Annotated in this window: 18 protein-coding genes and 1 pseudogene; 18 read left to right on the forward strand and 1 reads right to left on the reverse strand. The window is 33.3% G+C overall.

The features are described from left to right. Nucleotides 1–3 precede the first annotated feature (3 nt). From ACN6MX_RS02600 to ACN6MX_RS02685, 18 genes and pseudogenes are all read left to right on the forward strand, one after another. Nucleotides 4–597 carry a sugar transferase gene (locus tag ACN6MX_RS02600; RefSeq protein WP_419961127.1) on the forward strand — a complete coding sequence of 198 codons (594 nt, stop codon included), beginning with the start codon at nt 4–6 and terminating at the stop codon, nt 595–597. Beyond that, nucleotides 597–1,112 carry a GNAT family N-acetyltransferase gene (locus ACN6MX_RS02605; protein ID WP_419961128.1) on the forward strand — a complete coding sequence of 172 codons (516 nt, stop codon included), beginning with the start codon at nt 597–599 and terminating at the stop codon, nt 1,110–1,112. Before ACN6MX_RS02600 ends, ACN6MX_RS02605 begins: the two co-directional genes overlap by 1 nt. After that, nucleotides 1,109–2,293 carry an ATP-grasp domain-containing protein gene (locus tag ACN6MX_RS02610; RefSeq protein ID WP_419961129.1) on the forward strand — a complete coding sequence of 395 codons (1,185 nt, stop codon included), beginning with the start codon at nt 1,109–1,111 and terminating at the stop codon, nt 2,291–2,293. The genes ACN6MX_RS02605 and ACN6MX_RS02610 overlap by 4 nt, the downstream gene beginning before the upstream one ends. 74 nt (nt 2,294–2,367) lie before the next feature. Beyond that, nucleotides 2,368–3,495: a glycosyltransferase family 4 protein gene (locus ACN6MX_RS02615; protein WP_419961130.1), complete on the forward strand. Its 1,128-nt coding sequence runs from the start codon at nt 2,368–2,370 to the stop codon at nt 3,493–3,495. A gap of 9 nt (nt 3,496–3,504) precedes the next feature. Further along, nucleotides 3,505–4,653 carry a glycosyltransferase family 4 protein gene (locus tag ACN6MX_RS02620; protein WP_419961131.1) on the forward strand — a complete coding sequence of 383 codons (1,149 nt, stop codon included), beginning with the start codon at nt 3,505–3,507 and terminating at the stop codon, nt 4,651–4,653. Between the two features lie 82 nt (nt 4,654–4,735). Beyond that, nucleotides 4,736–5,896: a hypothetical protein gene (locus ACN6MX_RS02625; RefSeq protein WP_419961132.1), complete on the forward strand. Its 1,161-nt coding sequence runs from the start codon at nt 4,736–4,738 to the stop codon at nt 5,894–5,896. 346 nt (nt 5,897–6,242) lie between these two features. Further along, nucleotides 6,243–7,523: a lipopolysaccharide biosynthesis protein gene (locus ACN6MX_RS02630; RefSeq protein WP_419961133.1), complete on the forward strand. Its 1,281-nt coding sequence runs from the start codon at nt 6,243–6,245 to the stop codon at nt 7,521–7,523. Between the two features lie 50 nt (nt 7,524–7,573). Beyond that, on the forward strand, nt 7,574–8,851 hold the full coding sequence (locus ACN6MX_RS02635) for a nucleotide sugar dehydrogenase (protein WP_419961134.1): 1,278 nt from the start codon (nt 7,574–7,576) through the stop codon (nt 8,849–8,851). Between the two features lie 105 nt (nt 8,852–8,956). Then, nucleotides 8,957–9,352: pseudogene (locus ACN6MX_RS02640) on the forward strand (UDP-N-acetylglucosamine 2-epimerase); the annotation flags it as partial. A gap of 273 nt (nt 9,353–9,625) precedes the next feature. Then, nucleotides 9,626–10,591, forward strand: coding sequence for a UDP-glucose 4-epimerase GalE (gene galE / locus ACN6MX_RS02645; protein ID WP_419961135.1), 966 nt, complete (start codon nt 9,626–9,628; stop codon nt 10,589–10,591). A 9-nt stretch (nt 10,592–10,600) separates the two neighbouring features. Continuing rightward, nucleotides 10,601–11,836 (forward strand): hypothetical protein, encoded by a 1,236-nt coding sequence (locus ACN6MX_RS02650; protein WP_419961136.1) that lies wholly within the window; start codon nt 10,601–10,603, stop codon nt 11,834–11,836. 1,077 nt (nt 11,837–12,913) lie between these two features. Continuing rightward, nucleotides 12,914–13,558, forward strand: a complete 645-nt coding sequence (locus ACN6MX_RS02655; protein WP_419961137.1) for a hypothetical protein — start codon at nt 12,914–12,916, stop codon at nt 13,556–13,558. 22 nt (nt 13,559–13,580) lie between these two features. Continuing rightward, entirely contained in the window at nt 13,581–13,901 is a 321-nt protein-coding gene (locus ACN6MX_RS02660) for a hypothetical protein (protein ID WP_419961138.1), read from the forward strand. Nucleotides 13,902–14,382: 481 nt separating this feature from the next. Next, nucleotides 14,383–15,720: a sigma 54-interacting transcriptional regulator gene (locus ACN6MX_RS02665; protein WP_419961139.1), complete on the forward strand. Its 1,338-nt coding sequence runs from the start codon at nt 14,383–14,385 to the stop codon at nt 15,718–15,720. Between the two features lie 104 nt (nt 15,721–15,824). Then, nucleotides 15,825–16,814 (forward strand): ABC transporter substrate-binding protein, encoded by a 990-nt coding sequence (locus ACN6MX_RS02670; RefSeq protein WP_419961140.1) that lies wholly within the window; start codon nt 15,825–15,827, stop codon nt 16,812–16,814. Nucleotides 16,815–16,895: 81 nt separating this feature from the next. Further along, nucleotides 16,896–17,693 (forward strand): ABC transporter permease, encoded by a 798-nt coding sequence (locus ACN6MX_RS02675; protein ID WP_419961141.1) that lies wholly within the window; start codon nt 16,896–16,898, stop codon nt 17,691–17,693. Continuing rightward, complete coding sequence (locus tag ACN6MX_RS02680; protein WP_419961142.1) at nt 17,683–18,546, forward strand: ABC transporter ATP-binding protein; 864 nt, start codon at nt 17,683–17,685, stop codon at nt 18,544–18,546. Before ACN6MX_RS02675 ends, ACN6MX_RS02680 begins: the two co-directional genes overlap by 11 nt. A gap of 59 nt (nt 18,547–18,605) precedes the next feature. Then, nucleotides 18,606–19,931 (forward strand): aspartate aminotransferase family protein, encoded by a 1,326-nt coding sequence (locus ACN6MX_RS02685; protein ID WP_419961143.1) that lies wholly within the window; start codon nt 18,606–18,608, stop codon nt 19,929–19,931. A 109-nt stretch (nt 19,932–20,040) separates the two neighbouring features. Here ACN6MX_RS02685 and ACN6MX_RS02690 read toward each other — a convergent pair whose 3' ends face one another. After that, the gene (locus ACN6MX_RS02690; protein WP_419961144.1) at nt 20,041–21,402 is read right to left on the reverse strand and encodes an FAD-binding oxidoreductase; all 1,362 of its coding nucleotides are present in this window, start codon (nt 21,400–21,402) and stop codon (nt 20,041–20,043) included. Nucleotides 21,403–21,674: the final 272 nt, after the last annotated feature.

A 21,674-nucleotide genomic window follows, 5' to 3' on the forward strand; every position in this document is an offset into this window, starting at 1 on the left:
AGTATGTATAAAAAGTTATTAAAAAGAGCTATAGATCTAATATTAGCATTAATAGGATTACCTTTTTTGTTAATTATTTTAATAATTATTGGACCAATCATTTACTTCCAAGATAAAGGTTCAATATTTTATAATGCTCCAAGGTTAGGTAAAAATGGCGAAGTTTTTAGTATGTATAAATTTCGTTCAATGAAATTAAATGCACCTGATTTAAGAAATAAGGACGGATCAACCTTTAATTCTGAAGGTGATCATAGATTAATTCAGATTGGCAAGTTCATTCGTAAGACAAGTTTAGACGAAACACCGCAACTACTAAATATTATTAAAGGTGATATGAGTATCATTGGACCAAGACCAGATTTACCAGAAATGAATAAAAGATACACTACTGAAGAAAAAATAAAATTAGCTGTACTTCCTGGCATAACGGGGTATTCTCAAGCATTTTATCGTAATTCTGTTGAACAAGAGGATAAATTAAAGCAAGATGTCTTTTATGCAAAAAACTATTCATTCAAGCTAGATATAAAGATATTCTTTAAAACACTAGAAACAGTAATTTTGAGGAAAAATGTTTTCAAAGGAGAACAGTAATGGATCAAAAATATTATTTAAGAGCATTGGATTCGAAGGATAAGGATTATTTATTAAAGTGGAATAGAGATGATGAGATTAGAAATCTTACTGGTGCTCTCTTTCCAGCGTCATATCTTGAGCATGAACGATGGTTTGAAAGCAAAGCTCTATCAACCACAGAAAAAATGTGGTTAATCGTCTCTGCTAATAATGATGAACCTATTGGTACAGTGGGTTTAAAAAACTTAGATTATATAAACAGTAATGTAGAGATTTTTATTTATATTGGTGAAAAAGACTATTGGGGAAAAGGAATTGGGAGCCAAGTAATTTCTGAAATCGTTGACTTTGCTTACAATACTCTAAATTTTCATAAAGTATATCTCTACGTATTTGAATATAATAAAAGAGCTATAAATATGTATGAAAAAATTGGCTTTTCAGTAGAAGGTGAACTAATTGATAGTCTATATAGAAATGGCCAATTTTATAACAAATTTATTATGGGAAAGATAAGGGGTAAATTAATTTGAAAAAGTTAATTATACTTGGTGCCAGCATATTGCAATTACCAGGAATTATTACAGCTAAAGAAATGGGTTTGTATACAGTTTCTGTAGATATGGATCACAAGGCTATTGGAAGAAATTATTCAGATAATTTTTTTCAAATAAGTACCATTGATAAGGAAAAAGTGCTTGAAATTGCTTCCTCGTTGAATGCCGATGGAATTATGACCTTAGCTAGTGATCAGCCAATGAATACAGTAGCATATGTTGGAAGTAAGCTAGGATTAATAGTCATCCCGGAATCAGTAGCGATTAGTACTACTAATAAGGGAGTTATGAGAAATACATTAAGGAAGAATAACATCCCTATGCCGAACTATTCTATTGTTAAAGAGTTTGAGGGATTTATTAAAAGTATTAAAAACTTCAATCTTCCTTGTATTATTAAACCCACGGATAGTTCAGGTAGTCGAGGAGTGCAATTGAAATATGACTTAGGTAACTTAGAAGAATCATATATGTATTCAAATGAACATTCGAAAACAGGCGAAGTTATTATTGAAGAATTTTTACAAGGAAGAGAATTTAGTGTTGAATCTATTTCCGTTGACGGAAATCCAAAAATTATTGCTATTACAGAAAAAGAAACGACAGGAGCCCCATATTTTGTAGAGATGGGACATATGGTACCTGCAAATATCACTAAGAGTGAAGAACAACAAATTATTAGTACCGTGGAAGCCACAATTAAAGCTCTAGAAATTAATAATGGGCCGTCTCATTGTGAACTAATGCTGACTGAATCTGGCCCCAAAATAATTGAAATAGGAGCAAGGCTAGGTGGTGATAATATTACTTCTTATTTAGTGCCATTATCAACAGGTTATAATATGGTGAAAGCATCAATTAATTGCGCTATTAATCAAGAAAATAACGAGAAAATATTGTATAACAGATTCTCAATCATTAAGTATATAGATACAATAAATTCTGGACGGATAAAAGGAATAAATGGGTTAGAAAATGTTGAAAATTCACCTTATTTCATTGAAATGAAAATCTCAAAAAAAATAGGTGATAAACATGAAAAAGTCAAATCAAGTTCAGATAGAATTGGATACTTTATTGTAAGTGGAGAAGATAGAGAATCTCTGATTAAGGAAGCTAATAATTTATTATCTCAAATTGAAATAGTTATTGGTTGAGAAAATATTATAAAATATCTTTGAAGAAGATGTGTAAATGTAGGAATTTAGGTATTAAAAAGGGGATTAATAAATTGGCTAAAGTTTTGGTAACTGCACATTTAGGACGCCATTTTCGAATTTTTGGTCACTATGATTATAAAGTATTATTAGAACTGGGCCATGAAGTACATATTGCAGCTAATTTTAATGATCCTATTGATCAATTTGAAGATGATAGAGTTATAAAACATCAAATAGATTTTGCGAGAAACCCTTATAGTAAAGGAAATATCCGAGCATATAAACAATTAGTAAAATTATTTGAAAAAATTCATTTTGAATTAATACACACTCAATCGCCTGCGGGAGGGGCAGTAACTAGATTAGCTGCAAAGGTAACAAGGAAAAAGGGTACAAAAGTAATATATACTGCTCACGGGTTTCATTTCTTTAAAGGGGCACCTAAGAAAAATTGGTTGATGTATTACTCAATTGAAAAAATCCTAAGTAGAATAACAGGTATCATTATTACCATTAATGATGAAGATTATGTAAATGCCTTAAATAATCTGAATGCTGAAGAGGTAAAACATGTTCATGGTGTAGGGATCGATCTTGAAAAATTTCCTCCACAGACAGCAGCTAAGAAATTTGCAATGAGAGAAAAGTATAATTATAGAAATGAAGATTTTATATTAATTTATGCTGGAGAGCTTAGCTATCGAAAACAACAAGATCTGATTATTAAGTCAGCCGCGAAGTTAAAAGATGAAATTCCCAATTTAAAGATATTGTTAGCGGGTCTCGGAGCTTTAGAAGAAAAATTTAAAAGTTTAGCCAAAGATTTAAAAGTGGAGCATATTGTACAGTTTTTAGGATACAGAAATGATATTCCGAATTTAATGATGTTATCGGATGTTGCAATTTCGGCCTCAAGGCAAGAAGGACTTCCAGTAAATGTGATGGAAGCTATGGCTACAGGATTACCCTTGGTTGTAACTGACTGTCGAGGTAACAGAGATTTGGTTGTTGACGGTGAAAATGGATTTGTAATAAATTTAAAAAATGTCCGAGAATTCAGTGATGCAATTAAAAATATTTATATTAATAAAGAGATACATCTAAAATTTAGCGACAATAGTCTTGAAATGGTTAAACAATATTCCATTGATAAGGTTAAAGTAGAAATGAAATCAATCTATAATAATGAATTAAAGTGAGGCAATTAAATGATAATTGTTTATACTAGATCAAATCCTGTAAATCCAGATCCAAGAGTTGAGAAAGAAATGCATGCAGCACTAAATAATAATCACCAAACAATTGCTTTAGGATGGGAAAGAAGGAGTGAAATTGGTAACAAAATCACAAATTCTTATTTACATATAAATAATCAAGAAGTACCTATTATTAGATTTAATATAAACGCTGATTTTGGTCAAGGTTTAGGTAATTTAAAAGCTATGATAAAGTGGCAATTTAATTTAATGAAGTGGCTAATAAAAAATAGGAAAAAATATGATTTTATTCATGCTTATGATTTTGATACGGTACTCCCAGCCTTAATAATGAATTTATTTTTTAATAAAAAATATGTTTACGATATCTGTGATTTTTACATAGATGCTTTTGGAGTTCCAAATAAACTTAAACCTATTATAAAAAGAATTGATTTTTACGCTATGTCTAAAGCAGAGGCAATAATACTTGTAAATGAAATTAGGGATTCACAAATTGAGGGTAGTAAGCCGAAAAAGAAAATTTATATTCATAACACTCCAGTAGATTTGATTGGTAATTCTTTTGAAAATAAAACCCAAAATAGCAAACCTACAATTTTTTATGGTGGAATTTTAGCAGAAGGAAGAATGATTCTAGAAACTATTGAAATTTGTAAGAATAACCCGGATTGGAATTTCATTATTGCAGGATTTGGTCATATAGAAGACAAATGTAAAAAAGCAAGTGAAAAATATGAAAATATAACTTTTCTTGGCAAAGTAGATTATAAAAAAATAATAGAGAACACAAAAAAATCGGATGTAGTTTTTGCTTGTTATGATCCAGATGTACCAAATAACAAATATGCATCACCAAATAAATTATATGAGGCAATGATGTGTGGAAAACCAATTATTGTATGTGAAAATACTGGAGTTGATAAAATAGTAATTAATGAAAATATTGGATTAGTGTGTCGATATGATAGAACGGCTTTAGAAAATGCATTTATAAAAATTATAGAAAATAAGGTATTAAGTATGGAGATGGGAAAAAAATCTAGAGAATTATATCTTACAAAATACAATTGGGCAATAATGGAGAATGAGTTAAATGGATTTTATAACAAAATTGAAACCTTAATTAATATAAAATAACTATACTGAATTAGCGAATTAGACTTGGTATAAGCAGGAAGACTGGCAAGACATATACTCTGTTAAAAAAGGGGTTGGTATAATGAGGATTTTGTATGTAGTTTCTAGACCATTAGAGATTAATACATCTGCTTCTATTAGAAATAAAGCAACAATTGGAGGCTTACTCGAGCTAGGGCATAATATAGATTTGATAACTACAGAGTATGATAAAAACCATTCGAATTTTGATGGAAGTTTATCTAATGATAGATTAAATGTAACTTACCTAAAATTAAGCGGTATTCAGGGAATTGTTAAAATTAGCAGAAAATTCAAAGTTTTAAAACCTTTGAAAAATATTGCTTATAAAATAATGTCAAATTTTGAAATATACGATAACTTAAAAGGAATGTCGTCCTATGCTATGAAAGTTGGTATCAGTGATATAGATTATGATGTAATTATTTCTTCATCTGATCCAAAATCATCTCACTTATTTGTTAGTGAATTGTTTGAAAAAAATATCCTCAAAAATACGCCCTGGATCCAAATTTGGGGAGATCCTTTTCTTTCAGATATTACAAGAAAGAATAAATTAATGAAATTAAAAATTAATAAAGAAGAAGATAGACTTTTAAAATATGCAAAGAAAGCAATCTATGTTTCAAGTTTAACTTTAAAATTACAGAAAGAAATATATCCGCACTATGCAAAGAAAATGTATTGTGAACCCATTCCATATGTAAAAAAAGAAATTTATCCCATTAAAAATATAAAGGAAGAAACTTTAACATTTTTATACTGTGGAGATTATTCATCTAGGATAAGGGACATTAAACCGTTTTATGAAGCTATAAAAAATACCAAACATAAATTAATAATTTGTGGAGGTAGTGATATAAAACTTGAATGTACAGACCGTATTAAGATTTATCCAAGAGTTAGTTTTGAAAAAACTAAAGAGTTAGAAAGAGAATGTGATGTACTAGTCCATTTGAGTAATTTAAAAGGAACGCAGATTCCAGGGAAAATATACCAATACTCCGGGACGAATAAATTAATTCTATTTTTGCTTGATGGGGATTCAGAACTCCTTAAAGAAACGTTTATGAAATATAAAAGATACATATTTGCACAAAATAATATAGAAGTTCTTGAGAAAAGTATTGAACAAATAAATAAGAACAAATACAACAATTATAGATTTGTAGTCGAAGAATTTAGCCCTAAAACAATAGCTGATAGGATAATTAAAATATAGAATTAAAACTACTATAAATAATCCTATGATTGAAGGGTTATGCAGGATAGATATCATAAATTAGATGTAATAAAAAATATCTGGTTTGTTTCTTTTGGAACTGCTGCATTCGAATTTATATCTGCAATGCTATTATCTATTCCATATAAAAAATATTACCTAATGGATCCTATTTAAAAACAATTAAATTTATATCAATACTCTATATCTCAATGGCAATATTCATGGGGTGGTTTCATAGCTAGTTTATGTTAGTTATTGTACAGTTTTCCTTATTATATTACTACTTTAAAATATTCAATAAATAATTATTATGATTCTATTTATTGTAAAATGGGGCAGGGGCATGTTAATAAAAAAAACAAAAAGCATCTTGAACTCAGAGCAAAATAGACCAATTACCCAACTAATCACTGGTGCATCGTTAGCGCAAGCTATTACAATTATAGTATCTCCAATATCTACCCGTTTATATTCACCAGAAGAACTTGGTATATATACTTTGTTACTTACTGTAATATCATTATTTGGTCCAATAATTTGTGGGAAATACGACCTATCGATTGTTTCTGCTAAGGATGAAAAAGAAGCAATGGAAATAGCCGTTGCGAGTATTGTATTTTCTATCTTACTAACAATTCTAATTACAATTGCTTACTCATTTTATTTATCAAGTAAGCCAAATATAACAAATAAGGTCGGGATTTATGCTTATGTAGTGATTCTTCTTTTATTGATAAATTCATTATCAAATGTTTTAACTTCATATAATAATAGACATAAAGAGTATAAAACAATATCATCGGTTTATGTAATCAGAACCACAGTACAAAATATCGGTTTAGTTTCTTTAGGGTTATTAAAACTCGGAGTTATAGGCTTGTTGATATCCCAATTGCTTGGTTCTATTTCTGGTTTTAAAAAACAAAGTAGTAAACTTATAGAAAATGCATCACTTCTAAAACAGGTAGACATTAAAGGAGTCAAAAAAGCACTAATTAATTATAAAAATCAACCTCTATTTTCCATGCCGGCACATTTCATAGGTACTTTTTCTTATTCGATAATTAATTTATTTATAACTGGTTTATTTGGTCTAAATGTATTTGGATATTATTCCATGGCATATAGAATGCTTGGATTACCATTAAGTCTAATTAGTATGAATATTTCTAAAGTTTTTTTTCAAAGAGCGACAGATGAAATGAATGAAACAGGAAATTTTTTTAATACATTGAAGAAAATTACTATAATACTCTCCATTATTTCAGTTCCAATGATCATAGTTTTAATGTTTCTTGGACCCAATTTATTTGAATTGGTATTTGGAGACGGCTGGGGAACTGCTGGGGGGTATGTTAGAATTTTAGCACCTATGTACGGTATACGTCTTGTAGTATCAGCCTTAACTCCGGCATTAATTGTTGCAGGTAAACAAAAATTAGAGATGAAAATACAGGCACTCTTTATTCCGTGCTCAGTAATTGCGTATGTAACATGTAAATTTTCCAATTATGAAATTGAAATATTTTTAAAAATTATCTCATTAACTTATTCTATTATATATATTATTTTCTTTGCTTTTATTTACAAATTAAGTAAAAAGAAAAGGTTAGATGTGTGTTAATAATAAAAATTATCTAAGTAAGAAATGATGAACTTTTGGAGGTATTTATTATGAATAAAATATGTGTAGTGGGACTTGGCTATATTGGATTACCAACGGCTGCTATGTTTGCGAATACAGGGTATGAAGTCTTAGGTGTCGATGTAAATGAAAATGCTGTAAATCTATTAAATCAGGGAGACATTCATATTGAAGAAATCGGTCTTGGTGAATTAGTAAAAAAAGTGGTTCAGGAAGATAGATTAAGAGCTACTACTATACCAGAAAATGCAGATGTCTTCATTATTGCTGTTCCAACACCTAATTATCCGGGTCATACCGCGAATTTAGAATATGTAAGATCAGCAATTGAGAGTATACTACCTTACTTGGAAAAGGATAATTTAGTCATTGTTGAATCTACTATTCCTCCTCGCACCATTGATGACTTTGTGGCACCGATTATTCAAGCTGAAGGTTGGAATATAGGAGAGGAACTTTTTTTAGCGCATTGTCCTGAAAGAGTATTACCAGGAAGAATTCTAATTGAATTAGTTGAAAATACACGTATTGTAGGTGGAATTAATAACTTTTCAGCCCAAAAGGCTGCACAACTATACAGTACTTTTGTTACTGGAGAGATTATTATTACAAGTGCTATTTCTGCAGAAATGTCAAAACTTATGGAAAATACTTACCGTGATGTGAACATCGCTCTTGCTAATGAATTGACTAAAATATCAGATAAACTGGGAATTGATGCTTTAGAGGTAATTAAATTAGCAAATCGGCATCCACGAGTAAATCTACATCAGCCAGGGCCAGGTGTTGGTGGACACTGTCTTGCTGTTGATCCATATTTCATTATCGAAAAAGCACCAGAAGATTCACCACTCATTATTAATGCAAGAAAAATAAATAATTCTATGCCAGAGTTTGTTGTAGAACATGTTGATAAAATTGTTGATAGCAAGGGGAAAATAGCAATTTTCGGTCTAACATATAAAGGAAATATTGACGATGTCCGTGAGAGCCCGGCAATGGATGTATTAAGTTTATTAAAGGGAAAAAATTATATTTTATCACTTTTCGATCCACACGTTAAACAAGAGCAAGTTGGCTTCCCATTATCCACTTTTGATGAGGCAATCGATCAAGCAGATTGTATTCTAGTTCTTACCGATCATAATGAGTTCAAAGGTCTAGATGAAGTTAAGATTCATTCAAAAATGAGAAACCCAGTAGTTTTTGATACTAAAAATTGTGTCAAAATTAATAGTGAAGCGATTAAATACTATAACTTCGGTAATTTATACGAGATGAATGAGAAAGTAGAAACACTAGTATAATCTTATTTTATAGGTCACGATATGCTTATTTAATTTAGAGTAGGAGGCTATTTAGTTTGTTATTAGCTCTATCCTGTAGTCTTAAAAGTATTGTTGAAGAATGTCCATTCGGATATTAAGGCAATATATCCAATTCATATGAACCCAGTAGTAAAGCAAATTGCTAATGAAATTCTTGGGAATTGTGATAGGTTCAGAATTATAGAGCCTTTAGAAGTCGTAGATTTCCACAATTTCCTTTCAAGATCATACCTAATATTGACTGATAGTGGTGGCATTCAAGAGGAAGCCCCGAGTCTAGGTAGGCCAGTACTAGTAATACGTGATACAAGGGTGTGCCGGGAAGGCATAGCAGAGGGAACTCTGAAGTTGGTTGGACCTGATAAAGAGATTATTAAATTACTCCTCGAATATAGAACAGATTATGAAAAAATGAGTCAGGCAAGCAATCCATATGGAGGTGGTTCCGCAATTAAGAGAATTGCTGATTTATTGGAATAATAAATTTAAACGAGTCCCTATTGCTGCCAAAATTTCATCTTCAGAGGCTTCCTTTTTTAAAAGTTGTGTATTCTACTTTCGTTTCCAAGAACTATTTGGCCAGATTAAAAGCAGTTATCTCTGTTTAATTTACAAAATTTCTTACATATCAAAATGTTATGTACTAAAATAAGAGGAAATGGTTAAACCAACATTAATTATTACTTGTTAGTATCATACTTATGAAAACATAATTCAGTTATTTATTTGAATAAATTGTAAAAGGAGAATAACATGTCGATATTGGTATGCGGTGGAGCTGGTTATATTGGGAGTCACACCGTGAAAGAATTAATTGGTAATTATGAAGTCGTTGTATTGGATAATTTATCAACAGGATATCCTTTTTTATTAGAAGAAGGAGTAACATTTGTAAAAGGTGACTTAGGAGATGCATCTGTTCTTGACCTGGTATTTACTGAACATAAAATCGATGCAGTGTTTCATTTCGCAGCTAATAGCTTAGTTGGGGAATCTGTCGAAAACCCGTTAATGTATTATGATAATAATGTGAGTTCAACAGTGACTTTACTTAAGAAAATGGTTGAACACGGAGTAGGGAAATTTATCTTTTCTTCTACAGCAGCTACCTATGGGATACCAGACACGGATTTAATTACCGAAGAGACAGTAACAAACCCTATAAATCCTTATGGTCGTTCAAAGTTAATGGTAGAACAAGTCCTAGCGGATGTAGCTCATGTACATGATTTTCAATATATAGTTTTGAGATACTTCAATGCTGCTGGTGCTCATGATTCAGGTCAAATTGGTGAGAGCCATAATCCCGAAACTCACCTGATACCAATAGTCTTACAACATCTATTAGGTAAAAGAGATAAAATCTCCGTTTTTGGCACTGATTATAATACAGCAGATGGAACCTGTGTAAGAGATTACATTCATGTAACTGACCTAGCTATTGCCCATGTACTTGCATATGAGGGATTAGTAAGTGGAGAAGTATTTAATGAAGTTTTTAATCTTGGAAACGGTTCAGGATACTCCGTAAAAGAAATCATTGAAGTATGTGAAAAAGTGTCAGGTAGGTCTGCAACTGTTGAGTATGTCGATCGACGACATGGAGACCCAGCGGTTTTGGTGGCTTCTTCAGGGAAGATTAACAAATCTTTAGGTTGGAAACCGAGGTTTCAGTTGGAAGAGATAATCAAAAGTGCTTGGAGATGGCATTCGAAGTAGGAGATAAAAATGATTATATTATTACTTTTGATTTTCCAGTTAAAGTTATTATTAAAAGGCATAGCAAATAAAAGTATTACTAAGGCATCTTTAGGTGCAATTTTAGTAGGATTCGGTTCAGTATGTATACTTCATTTAGAATTTGCTTATACAGGGGTCTCTACTTATGGCAGCGATGAGCAAGTTTATTACAACGAAATAATTAATGCTATAAATTCGTTTGATTGGCTTGCTTATATTAACGATAAGTTTAATACTACGTATTTACTATATGGCTCATTAATTATAAATACTAGCTTAACAGACTCTATCATATTAATTAGATTATGTAATGTTCTCTTATTTGTAAATTCAATTTTATTCGTTTATAAGATTATGACGAAGTACATTGATGTTAATTATAATGTCTCAAGGTTTATGGTTTGGTTCATTTTGTTCAACGGAGTTGTTATTTGGACTGCCGTTAGAAATTTGAAAGATATTTTATTTCTTTATTTATTAGTAATTTTTATATATATATTATTTAAGTTACTTGAAAATATTAAAATAAATTTATGGTTAATTGTACCTTTAACTATAATTTACTATTTTATTCAGGATCTGAGACAGTGGTTTATTTATCTGCTACTGGTACTATTTGCATCAATCATTATAAATAGTTTATTGAAACGCAAAAAAATCTTTACACTTGCAACTTTAATCGTGGCATTAAGTGTCATTGTAGTACCTTTCGCGCAAAAAGGTCTAAATACATTTGATCTATATACGAAGACCTATAGTGTAACGCAACAATCTTTAGGAGGAGATTCTTTAACTCAAATGGTAAATTCGAGTTTACTGAGTTTACCAATGTCTATGGGGAGATTTATATTGGGACCTGGACCAATTAGAGCTTTGTTTGGAAGCGAGTCATTTTTATTTTTCACCTATACTGGTAATGTATTAATTTTCTTAGGAAGTTTGGCTTGGTGGTTATTCTTACCTTTATTTTTATTATCGTTAATATCATTAAGAAATATCAAAAAGAATTATATTATTTTCTTGGTCATGATGTTTTATTGGGTGGTTTATTCGATTGCGTATGCTGGATCAGGAGATACTAGGTTAAGAGCTGTATTTTATATTCTTGCAGCGATGTACACTGCACCGTACTTATCAAAAGTTAGGTTAACAAAAAATTACAATATGATTTACTATTTAATTTTGATAGCAGTCATTATGATAGGACTCTACTTCTCTACTTAGTAGGAGGATAAAGTGTGTTAATTATAATCCCACGGTATCCTCCACTCTCCTTAATCTTTAGCGACATATACTTCTTGTAGGAAGCTGAACTTTCCGTATTTTCCTTAAAGCAATTAAAAGCAACATCTCCATAGAAAACTTTGAATTTATCTATTCGATTATTATATTTTCTGGATAATCAACCTTCAAATTCAAAAATGATTTAAATCTGCTAGAGTCATACAGTTTCCACAATTGCTTAAAGTAATTCAAGAACGGAACGTACATAGAATTAGTGACGCGTCCCTGTGTTAGAAACAATTCTGACAATAGACTGCAATTCACAATTATAACATCTCATGTGTCCAATTTAAGGGAGTCAACCAACTGTGTTAGAAACTAAGTCTACAGAATTCTGACAATAGTCTACAATTCATAGGACTTTATAGAAAGCCTTGCAGAGCATAAACAGTTAAGGCGAAAAAAAGAGGGTTTAACCATTCTAAACTCTCGCAGTTATTGACTATAAGAGGAAAAAACCTTGCAAAGATTTTTCTTTACAAGGCACTATTAAATTATCTTTAGTTTAATGTGTTTTTTAATTTAGGAATATAATAATTCTCTACATATGGAGAATCTAAATCTACATAAAGGCGACCATCACTTAATAGCCAAAAAAATTCCCCACCATTACTCATTGATTCCGGATTTCCAACTGCTATTTACATTAGTTGGCTTCGTGCGTTTGTACACTGCAGGCCCGTCTTCTATAAGGTGAGTTGCATTGGACAGTTGAAAGTACTTATCTTCTCTAAAAAAGCATCCCTGTGTCAGAAACAATTCTACACTATTCTGACAATAGACTACAATTCACTATTTAAATAAGTATGCACTAAATAACGCCCGCTGAACAGTTGGGCGTTATTTAGCGATTCCATGTAAGTTATTATCTATCTTTAATTTTGACTATTCAAACTCTTTTTAGCTTGATACAATAGAATTATGATAGATTGTAAAAAACCACCACTTTTGTTTGCATTTCTCAATCTTTAAAGTAATGATGTAACAGTAAAATGGGATAGATAGGGGGAAGATTACATGGGTAGCGTGAAGGCTTATGGTCAATTTGAAAAGCGTAATGGATATACATATCGAACTAGAGCTTATTTGCAATGGGGTACGAGTGTGAAATCCCTAGGTGCTTTTCTATTGCTAAACCCTGGAAAAGCAAAACCTATAGAAGATGTAGTTTTGAAGGAAGGGGATGCATATTTCGGTGAAACAAAAATAGATCAATCTATGCAGCAGATGCAGAAGTTAGTAGAACGTGTTAATGCAGAGAAGGAATTGGATGGGCGTGTCCATATTTATAATCTATTTTCCTTGCGTAATACAAAGTATCAAGATGCTATTGCTATGTTTGAGAAATTGGTAAGTGTGGGTGAGATTCCTGTCATAGATGATTATCCATCATTAGAGGAATTGAAAAAACACCCTTGGATTTGCAAGTGCTGGGGTATTAATAGCAATGCAAATCGAAATCATTTAAGAGAAAGAAAAATAAAATGGAACGAGCTATTAACAAATGCAAATGTTCCTACATTTGGAAAGCTACATCCTAACAAGTTCGATTATTTCCATATCAGACCACATTTAAAAAAGGATCAAGATGTATTGCAGGAAGAATTAGTAGAGTTGTATCGAAAAGAAGTAGCTAGAAAGTTAGTCCATAATTATTCTTAAACAAGAAAAGGGGTTTTATAGAATGGCAGTCCCAATTTTTGATGAAGAAACAGAACAAATCCTTGATCGTATTCCTGCGGGAGAAATTTACCGTTATGTGAGAAAAGCCTACGATCATATTACCAAGAGTGCTTACTTCGCTATTGAAGATGGCTCTGATGATTATGATGAACGCGGTGGATATGATTTGGAAGCCCTTGATCAAATCGTAAAAAAAATGACGAGCAAGAAATTTGGAATGTCCGAGGAGAAAGTTTGGGCTCATTATGAGAAAGTTTCCTTTTACATAACAGCATTTAGATTTGAGCGAGAGAATAAGAGAGTGAGAGCAAGGATGAAATGAAAATGTATCTCTATGTTAAAAACTTCGTTGACGCGTCCCTGTGTTAGGGGAATTTTACACTAATCTGACAATAGACTAATTCACACTTTTAAATATAAATATCTAAGTACCAAATATCGCCCACTGATAGAGGGGTATAACCGCTATACTAAAAAGCGTCCCAGTGTCATAAACAATTATACACTATTCTGACAATTTGATACAATTTAGAGCTAGGTATAAAAGTTAAATAATGAAGAAGAGAGAATTGCTCCTGCAATTCTCTCTTTGGCTTTTTCCAATGAATACTTTCATAGATTACAAATATTAAGTATTAATATAATTTAATAAATAGGTTCTAAAATAATTCAGAATTCAATGAGAACCTGGACCTTTCACGATCTTTCAATTAAATTATTAGAATAATTGAAATTTTTGTTGCAATTGGATTATTCAATATTGTATAGTCTTATACAAGAATGAATAATAAAGGAGGGCGAGTATGAGGTCGATGCATTTTCTTCCAAATAGCGTGGAAGAAATTATTGATACCTACGACGAAGATATCATTATAACTTCACGTGAAGGGAAAATAATCAAAGTTACCCAAATAAGCGGCGAACATTATGGTATGAAACCTTCTGAACTTTTAGGGAAATCAGTTTTAGATTTACAAGCCCAGGGGATTTTCTCACCGGCTATTACACCAGAAGTTGTAGAAAAAAAGAAAAAAATTGTAACCGTTCAGATGACACCATCAGGACGAAAAGTATTAATAACAGGTATTCCGCTTTTTAATGACCATCGTGAAGTTGAATTTGTTATTAGTTATTCTTATGAGCTATCTGAACTAATCGTTATGAAAGAGTACTTGCAAGATTTAGAAACCGAAATGTCCAAAGTAAAAGAAGAGCTTGCCCACTTACGAGATCAGCATATTCAAATTAGTTATCTCATAATGGAAAGTCACTCTTCAGCTCGTGCCATCAAAACAGCTCTTAAAATGGCTCGTCTTGATGTACCGATTGTCATTCAAGGTGAGCATGGTGTTGGAAAAACATCCTTAGCAAAGTTTATTCATGCACAAAGCAACTACAGTGAAGGTTCTTTCATTGAAGTTAATTGCGGCTCAATACCAGAATCCATTTTTGAGAACGCTTTCACCGGTCAACTAGACGCTAAATCTCAAGGTTATCTCGCTCTTTCATCTGGCGGTACTCTCGTACTAAAGGAAATTGATCAACTGACGATAGCTGCCCAAGCAATCCTTTTTACCCTTTTAAATAAGCAAACGACTACTAGAATTATTGCCATTAGCGAAATGCCATTGGAAGAACTGGTCCATCAAGGAAAATTCCGAGAAGATCTATTCTACTTACTTCATATTGCATCCATTGCGTTGAAACCATTACGTGAAAGACCAGAAGATATTGAAAAAGCTATTTCTTTTTATTTACAAACATTAAATGAGAAATATCAATACAATAAGAAACTAACGGATGATGTGTACATTCATTTACTTCAGCTTGAATGGAAAGGAAACTTCCGTGAGTTAAAAAACGTAATTGAGCGAATTGTTATCGAAAGTGAAACGAGTTTAATCACTTTTCAAGATTTGCCATTACAATACCAACCATTAGAAGGGGAACAAATTGGTATTGAATTGGACGGTCAAAGTTTACCTCATATATTAGAATTTGTTGAAAGGAAAGTACTATTGAATACACAAAAGCGTTACAAGACGACCACGGAAATGGCTCATGTATTAGGAATTAGTCAACCTTCTGTCGTTCGTAAGTTAAAAAAGTACTCTACATCTTTAGACAAGGAAAACGAATAATTCCAAATTGGGTTAGAGGGGGGGCGATAAAGAAGAGGTCAGAAAATTTAGAGGAACGAAATGGAAAAAGCACTTTTACATTCATATTAATAGGGGGAATTAGGTTGAAGAAATGGTCATTGGTTGTATGTTCACTAATATTACTAATCGTATTAACAGCTTGTGGGAAGGAAGAAAGTAAAATCGCTACAAGTGGGAAAGTATCGGCACCGTTAAAAGTGACACTTCCAACATGGACTGGATATGGTCCACTTTTTTTAGCAAAGGAAAAAGGTTTTTTTGAAAAAAACGGGGTAGATGTTGAACTTTCTATTGTGGAAGGCTTAGGGGAACGTAAAGCAGCTTTAGCTGGCGGAAAAGTGGATGGTATGGCAACTGCGCTAGACGTACAAGTAACGCTTGCTGGTGCGGAGATTCCAGTTAAAGTTGTATGGTTATTGGACGATTCTTATGGCGGTGATGGAATTCTTGTAAAAAATGATATTAATAGTATAGAAGATTTGAAAGGGAAGAAAATGGCCTTTGAAGTAGGTTCGACAAGTCAACTGCTTGCATTAACTGCATTAGCTCAAGGTGGACTAACTGAAAAGGATGTAACAGTCGTACAAATGTCAGCAGGTGATGCTGGTGCGGCGTTCGCAGCTGGACAAGTAGACGCAGCTGTTACTTGGGAACCTTGGTTAACAAAAGGAGCACAAGCAAACGGGAAAGTATTGTTATCAACAAAAGATTTACCTGGAATTATCACTGATACTATTTCTTTTAAAGAAGATGTTATTAAAGACCGCCCTGAAGATGTTAGAGCATTCGTAAAAGCAATGGGTGAAGCGATGGATTATTGGAAGAATAATAAAAAAGAAGCAAATGAAATAATGGCAAAAGGCCTTAGTATTGATGTAGCAGAGTTTGAAGCAACTGAAACAGGATTGAAATTTTTCGGAAAAGAAGACAATGACAACTTATTTGGTCTAGATGGTGAAAAAGGATCCATTTATCAATCGACGGAAAATACTATTCAGTTTTACAAAGATCAAAAAGTGATTGAGAAAGACGTTAAAGCAGATGATCTAATCGATCCTAGCTTTCTAAAATAAGAAATAGAGATGTCGTTAACGTTTTAAAGCAAACGTTAACGGCACTATTTTCACAAAGATGTATAGAATGGAGGGGTTTTGATGGCAAATAAGTGGTTTACTCCTAAAAAAGAAATACCAAAGAAAATTTATACTTCAGTTGGGTTCCTCACGTTTCTTGTTGTTCTTGGATTATGGTCACTCTTAAGTTATAGTGGGCTCGTTAATGCCTTATTTTTACCTACTCCTACAACAGTGTTAGCAACAGGCGTTAAGTTATTTGTAAGTGGAGATATTCTTTTTGATATCGGTATTAGTTTTTCAAGAGTACTTACTGGATTTTTAGTTGCTGCGTTAATCGGGATACCTTTAGGAATACTAATGGGATCGTTACGAATTATGGAAGGCGCTTTTGAGCCAATTATTGGTTTTATCCGCTATATGCCTGCTTCAGCGTTTATTCCATTATTAATATTATGGATTGGCCTTGGTGAGGCAGAGAAAATGTCTGTTATTTTCTTAGGAACGTTTTTTCAACTAACTCTTATGGTGATGGATGTTACAAAGAATGTGCAAAACGATTTGATAGATGTCTCCTATACATTAGGAGCTAAGAATATTCAACTCTTCTCAAAAGTGATTCTCCCCGCTTCCCTACCAGGAATTGTGGATACACTTCGTATAACGTTTGGATGGGCATGGACTTATCTAGTAGTAGCTGAGATTGTTGGAGCATCTAGCGGTTTGGGACATATGATTATGCAAGCATCTCGTTTCCTGCAACCCGATAAAATTATTGTAGGCATATTGATAATAGGTTTATTGGGGCTTATTACAGATATCATGTTTAAATCTATTTACCGTGCTTCGTTTTCTTGGATGAGAAAGGATGGATACTAATATGGTAATACAGAAACTAGACATGCCAGCAGAAAGCTCCAACTTGGATACAGAAGAAATTGCGATTCCGAAGATCACTAGACCAAAGTTAGAAATTAAAGACGTAGGCAAAATATTTAAAACGAAGTCTGGAGAAACAGTAGCACTCGAAAAGACTTCTTTTACTGTAGAAGACGGGGAATTTGTAACCATTTTAGGACCTTCTGGCTGCGGGAAATCAACCATATTACGCATCGTAGCGGGCTTAGAAGAGTCAACCTCGGGTCAGGTTCTCTTAGATGGGCAAGAAGTTAATGGACCTGGTCCTGATCGTGGTATGGTCTTTCAATCTTACACTTTGTATCCATGGTTAAACGTTAAAGATAATATCACATTTGGTTTAAAGTTAAAAAATGTTCCTCAAAAAGAGCGGGATGAAATTGCAAAATACTACTTACAATTAATAGGTTTAGTAGGTTTTGAGAAACATTACCCTATCCAGTTGTCAGGAGGAATGAAACAAAGAGTTGCTATTGCTCGTGCTTTGGCCAACGATCCCAAAATATTAATAATGGATGAACCTTTTGGAGCTCTAGATGCGCAAACTAGAACTATCATGCAAGAAGTATTACTAAAAGCATGGGAAGAGTCTAAAAAAACAATTTTGTTTATTACACATGATGTAGATGAATCTATATTTTTAGCAGACTCCGTTTATGTAATGACAGCAAGACCTGGTCGTTTAAAGAAAAAGATTCCGATTACATTGGAACGACCAAGGGAATTCAGTATGAAAAGCACAGTGGAATTCGGAAATTACAAAGAGGAATTATTATCTCTTATTCGGGAAGAAAGTTTGAAGTCTATTCATTAGAAATTCTCTTCGCTACTAGTTATTTTAAGTGTCGCAATATGATTATGGGGGTCAATTTTATGGAAAACAAATGGGATCATCTACTAAAAAACATGCCAAATCGGTTAGCCCCGAGTATGGCTAAGGATCATCCAAATCTACCAGTAGTGAAAGAGGAAGGTTGTTACTACTTCGGCGCAGATGGAAAGAGATACCTAGATTTTACATCTGGTATTGCTGTAACAAATGTCGGTCATCGTCATCCGAAAGTTGTTCAAGCGATAAAAGATGCTGCGGATGGTTTAGTTCACGGCCCTTCTGGAGTAATCATGTATGAATCTATCTTGAAGTTAGCAGATGAACTTGCAGAAATTATGCCTGGGAATCTCGATTGCTTCTTCTTTGCAAATAGCGGCACAGAAGCAATTGAAGGTGCTCTTAAACTTGCTAAGTATGTAACGAAGCGACCTTATGTAGTTTCATTTACTGGTGGGTTTCATGGCCGTTCATTAGGGGCATTAAGTGTGACAACGTCCAAAAGTAAATACCGTAAATTTATGCAACCATCCGGGCTTACATATCAAATACCTTATGCAAATGTTAAGGGATGCCCTCCAGGGGCTGATCCTGAAACTTACGTAATCGAAAAATTGGAATCGGACTTTGCGACATTATTTAATCATCAAGTAACACCTGAAGAAGTAGCTTGTGTTATTTTAGAGCCTGTTCTTGGAGAAGGTGGTTATGTTGTTCCACCTAAAGGTTGGTTAAAGAAAATACGAGAAATTTGTGATCGTCATCAAATTTTACTAATTTTTGATGAAGTGCAAACTGGATTCGGTCGTACAGGCGAATGGTTTGCTGCACAAACATTCGATGTTACTCCAGACATTATGGCAATAGCAAAAGGAATTGCATCGGGTCTTCCGCTTAGCGCAACAGTTGCGTCTAGTGCACTGATGAAGCAATGGCCACTTGGAAGTCATGGCACAACATTTGGTGGCAATCCAATTGCATGTTCGGTCGCATTGACCACTTTGGAAATTATGAAAGAAGAAAACCTTCTTGAAAACACTAGAAAAATGGGAAGTTATGCAGTCCAACAACTAGAAAATATAAAAGCACGACATAGCGTAATTGGCGATATTCGTGCTGTTGGTTTAATGATAGGTATTGAAATTATTAATCCTGAAACAGGTAAACCTAATGGAGAAGGCTTATTAAAGATCTTGGATCTGGCTCTAAAAAAAGGAGTGTTATTCTATCTCTGTGGAAACCATGGAGATGTCATCAGAATGATTCCGCCATTAGTTGTGACAAAAGAACAAATTGACGAAGGTTTACAAATGTTAGATGAAGCAATAACAGAATATGAATCGACGTTAGTAATTGTTGAGTTAGTTTAGACAAGTAAAAACAGAAATGCTGAGTTAACAACATTTCTGTCTTTTTGATAATGTAAATGCAAAAAGATCTGTTAGCAATAAAACTGCCAACAGATCTTTTTATGATTGATTAATCTTCTAAAAATATTTTTCCGGGATTTAATAATCTTTCTGGATCGAATATTTGCTTCATTTGTTTCATATAGGAAACTGCTGCACCATGTTCTCTTTCTTGGAACTTTCTCTTACCAAGTCCGACACCATGCTCGCCTGTACATGTTCCACCAACTTCGATTGCTCTTATTGCGAGGGCTTCGTTTGTATACTCTGCTTTTTCAAATTCGCCTTCAACGTTTGGATCATAAAGAACAATTGTATGGAAGTTCCCATCGCCGACGTGCCCTAGAACCCCTCCTGTCAATCCAGTTTCATCAATTAGTTCTCGCGCATATACAATAAGTTCTGGTAACTTCGATATTGGAACGCACACATCTGCTCCTGTATTGGCCATTCCTTTTACATGCTGGTATGCATAGGACATTTCATGGCGTGCTTTCCAAAGTTCCATTCGCTCTTTAGATCCACTTGCAACATCCCAGTTGTCACAATCTAGTTCGTGCATTAATTGTTCGACAAGCTTTGCTTCTTCCTCAACCGCAGTCGTGAGACCAGCAAATTCAAAAAATAGCGAATGAGCAACTGGAAGATTATAGTCCCCGTATGCATTCACTTGTGCAATACTATCTGCATCAACTAGCTCCATACGCATGACTGGAATCCCGCTTAGTAAAATAGCCTGAGCGGCTTCAGCACATTCTTTTGGTGTATTAAATGTACATCGTGCTGCTATCGTATGTTCTGGAATCCCATGAAGTCGTAAGGTAACTTCAGTAATTATGCCCAATGTACCTTCAGATCCAGCAAATAGTCCTGTCAAATGGTATCCAGAAGATGACTTTTTAGCAAGTGAACCTGTATGAATTACTGTTCCATCAGCCAAAACAACTTCTAAATCGAGCAGCTGATCTCTCATAGATCCATAGCGAACTGCTGTCGTACCGCTTGCATTCGTAGCTACCATTCCTCCAATCGTTGCATCTGCGCCTGGATCGATTGGAAACATTAAGCCATGTCGATTTACGAACTTATTTAACTGTAAGCGTGTAGTACCTGGTTGTACGGTAATCATTAAATCTTCGGGTGAAAACTTTATGACATTATTCATATTTTCAAAGTTAATAGAAATCCCTCTTTGAATTGGAATGGCTTGTCCTTCTAAACCAGATCCTGCACCAAATGGTGTGACAGGTACTTTATGCTCACGTGCCACCAGCATTATCGCTTCAATATCTTCTCGTCCTTTGGGAAAGCAGACGACCTCTGGCTCTACTGGTGTATGAAAAGATTCATCATGGCTATGACGGAACAACTCGTTTTCATTTTGGCTAACAATATCATTTCCGAGACGCTCTATCAATTTGTGAATAAACACCTTAAAACATCCTTTACTTATTAAATTTTTTTGATCAACTTCATAAAAGAACAATAAATCATTAAATCCGAACGAGGCTCTAAAATCAACGTGATTATAATATTATAAAAGAAAATTCCGAATAATTTAATTATATTTAAAGCATTTCCCACTAGCAAGAAGTAAATTTCACTTAAAAGTGTCCCCAATAACTCTCCTTCTGGCCAATGGGTAGGAAGGGGAGTTTAGTGGTATCGGGAAAAAATTCCATTCCGCAAGTAAATCCCCATACA

Origin of the sequence: Psychrobacillus sp. BM2 (genome assembly GCF_048572895.1) — a bacterium.
GTDB lineage: Bacteria > Bacillota > Bacilli > Bacillales_A > Planococcaceae > Psychrobacillus.

Bases quoted from the DNA above. Each gene is read 5' to 3' on its own strand.
- ACN6MX_RS02600 (WP_419961127.1), top strand. From the start codon at position 4: ATGTATAAAAAGTTATTAAAAAGAGCTATAGATCTAATATTAGCATTA.
- ACN6MX_RS02605 (WP_419961128.1), top strand. From the start codon at position 597: ATGGATCAAAAATATTATTTAAGAGCATTGGATTCGAAGGATAAGGAT.
- ACN6MX_RS02620 (WP_419961131.1), top strand. From the start codon at position 3,505: ATGATAATTGTTTATACTAGATCAAATCCTGTAAATCCAGATCCAAGA.
- ACN6MX_RS02625 (WP_419961132.1), top strand. From the start codon at position 4,736: ATGAGGATTTTGTATGTAGTTTCTAGACCATTAGAGATTAATACATCT.
- ACN6MX_RS02630 (WP_419961133.1), top strand. From the start codon at position 6,243: ATGTTAATAAAAAAAACAAAAAGCATCTTGAACTCAGAGCAAAATAGA.
- ACN6MX_RS02635 (WP_419961134.1), top strand. From the start codon at position 7,574: ATGAATAAAATATGTGTAGTGGGACTTGGCTATATTGGATTACCAACG.
- galE (WP_419961135.1), top strand. From the start codon at position 9,626: ATGTCGATATTGGTATGCGGTGGAGCTGGTTATATTGGGAGTCACACC.
- ACN6MX_RS02650 (WP_419961136.1), top strand. From the start codon at position 10,601: ATGATTATATTATTACTTTTGATTTTCCAGTTAAAGTTATTATTAAAA.
- ACN6MX_RS02655 (WP_419961137.1), top strand. From the start codon at position 12,914: ATGGGTAGCGTGAAGGCTTATGGTCAATTTGAAAAGCGTAATGGATAT.
- ACN6MX_RS02660 (WP_419961138.1), top strand. From the start codon at position 13,581: ATGGCAGTCCCAATTTTTGATGAAGAAACAGAACAAATCCTTGATCGT.
- ACN6MX_RS02665 (WP_419961139.1), top strand. From the start codon at position 14,383: ATGAGGTCGATGCATTTTCTTCCAAATAGCGTGGAAGAAATTATTGAT.
- ACN6MX_RS02675 (WP_419961141.1), top strand. From the start codon at position 16,896: ATGGCAAATAAGTGGTTTACTCCTAAAAAAGAAATACCAAAGAAAATT.
- ACN6MX_RS02680 (WP_419961142.1), top strand. From the start codon at position 17,683: ATGGATACTAATATGGTAATACAGAAACTAGACATGCCAGCAGAAAGC.
- ACN6MX_RS02685 (WP_419961143.1), top strand. From the start codon at position 18,606: ATGGAAAACAAATGGGATCATCTACTAAAAAACATGCCAAATCGGTTA.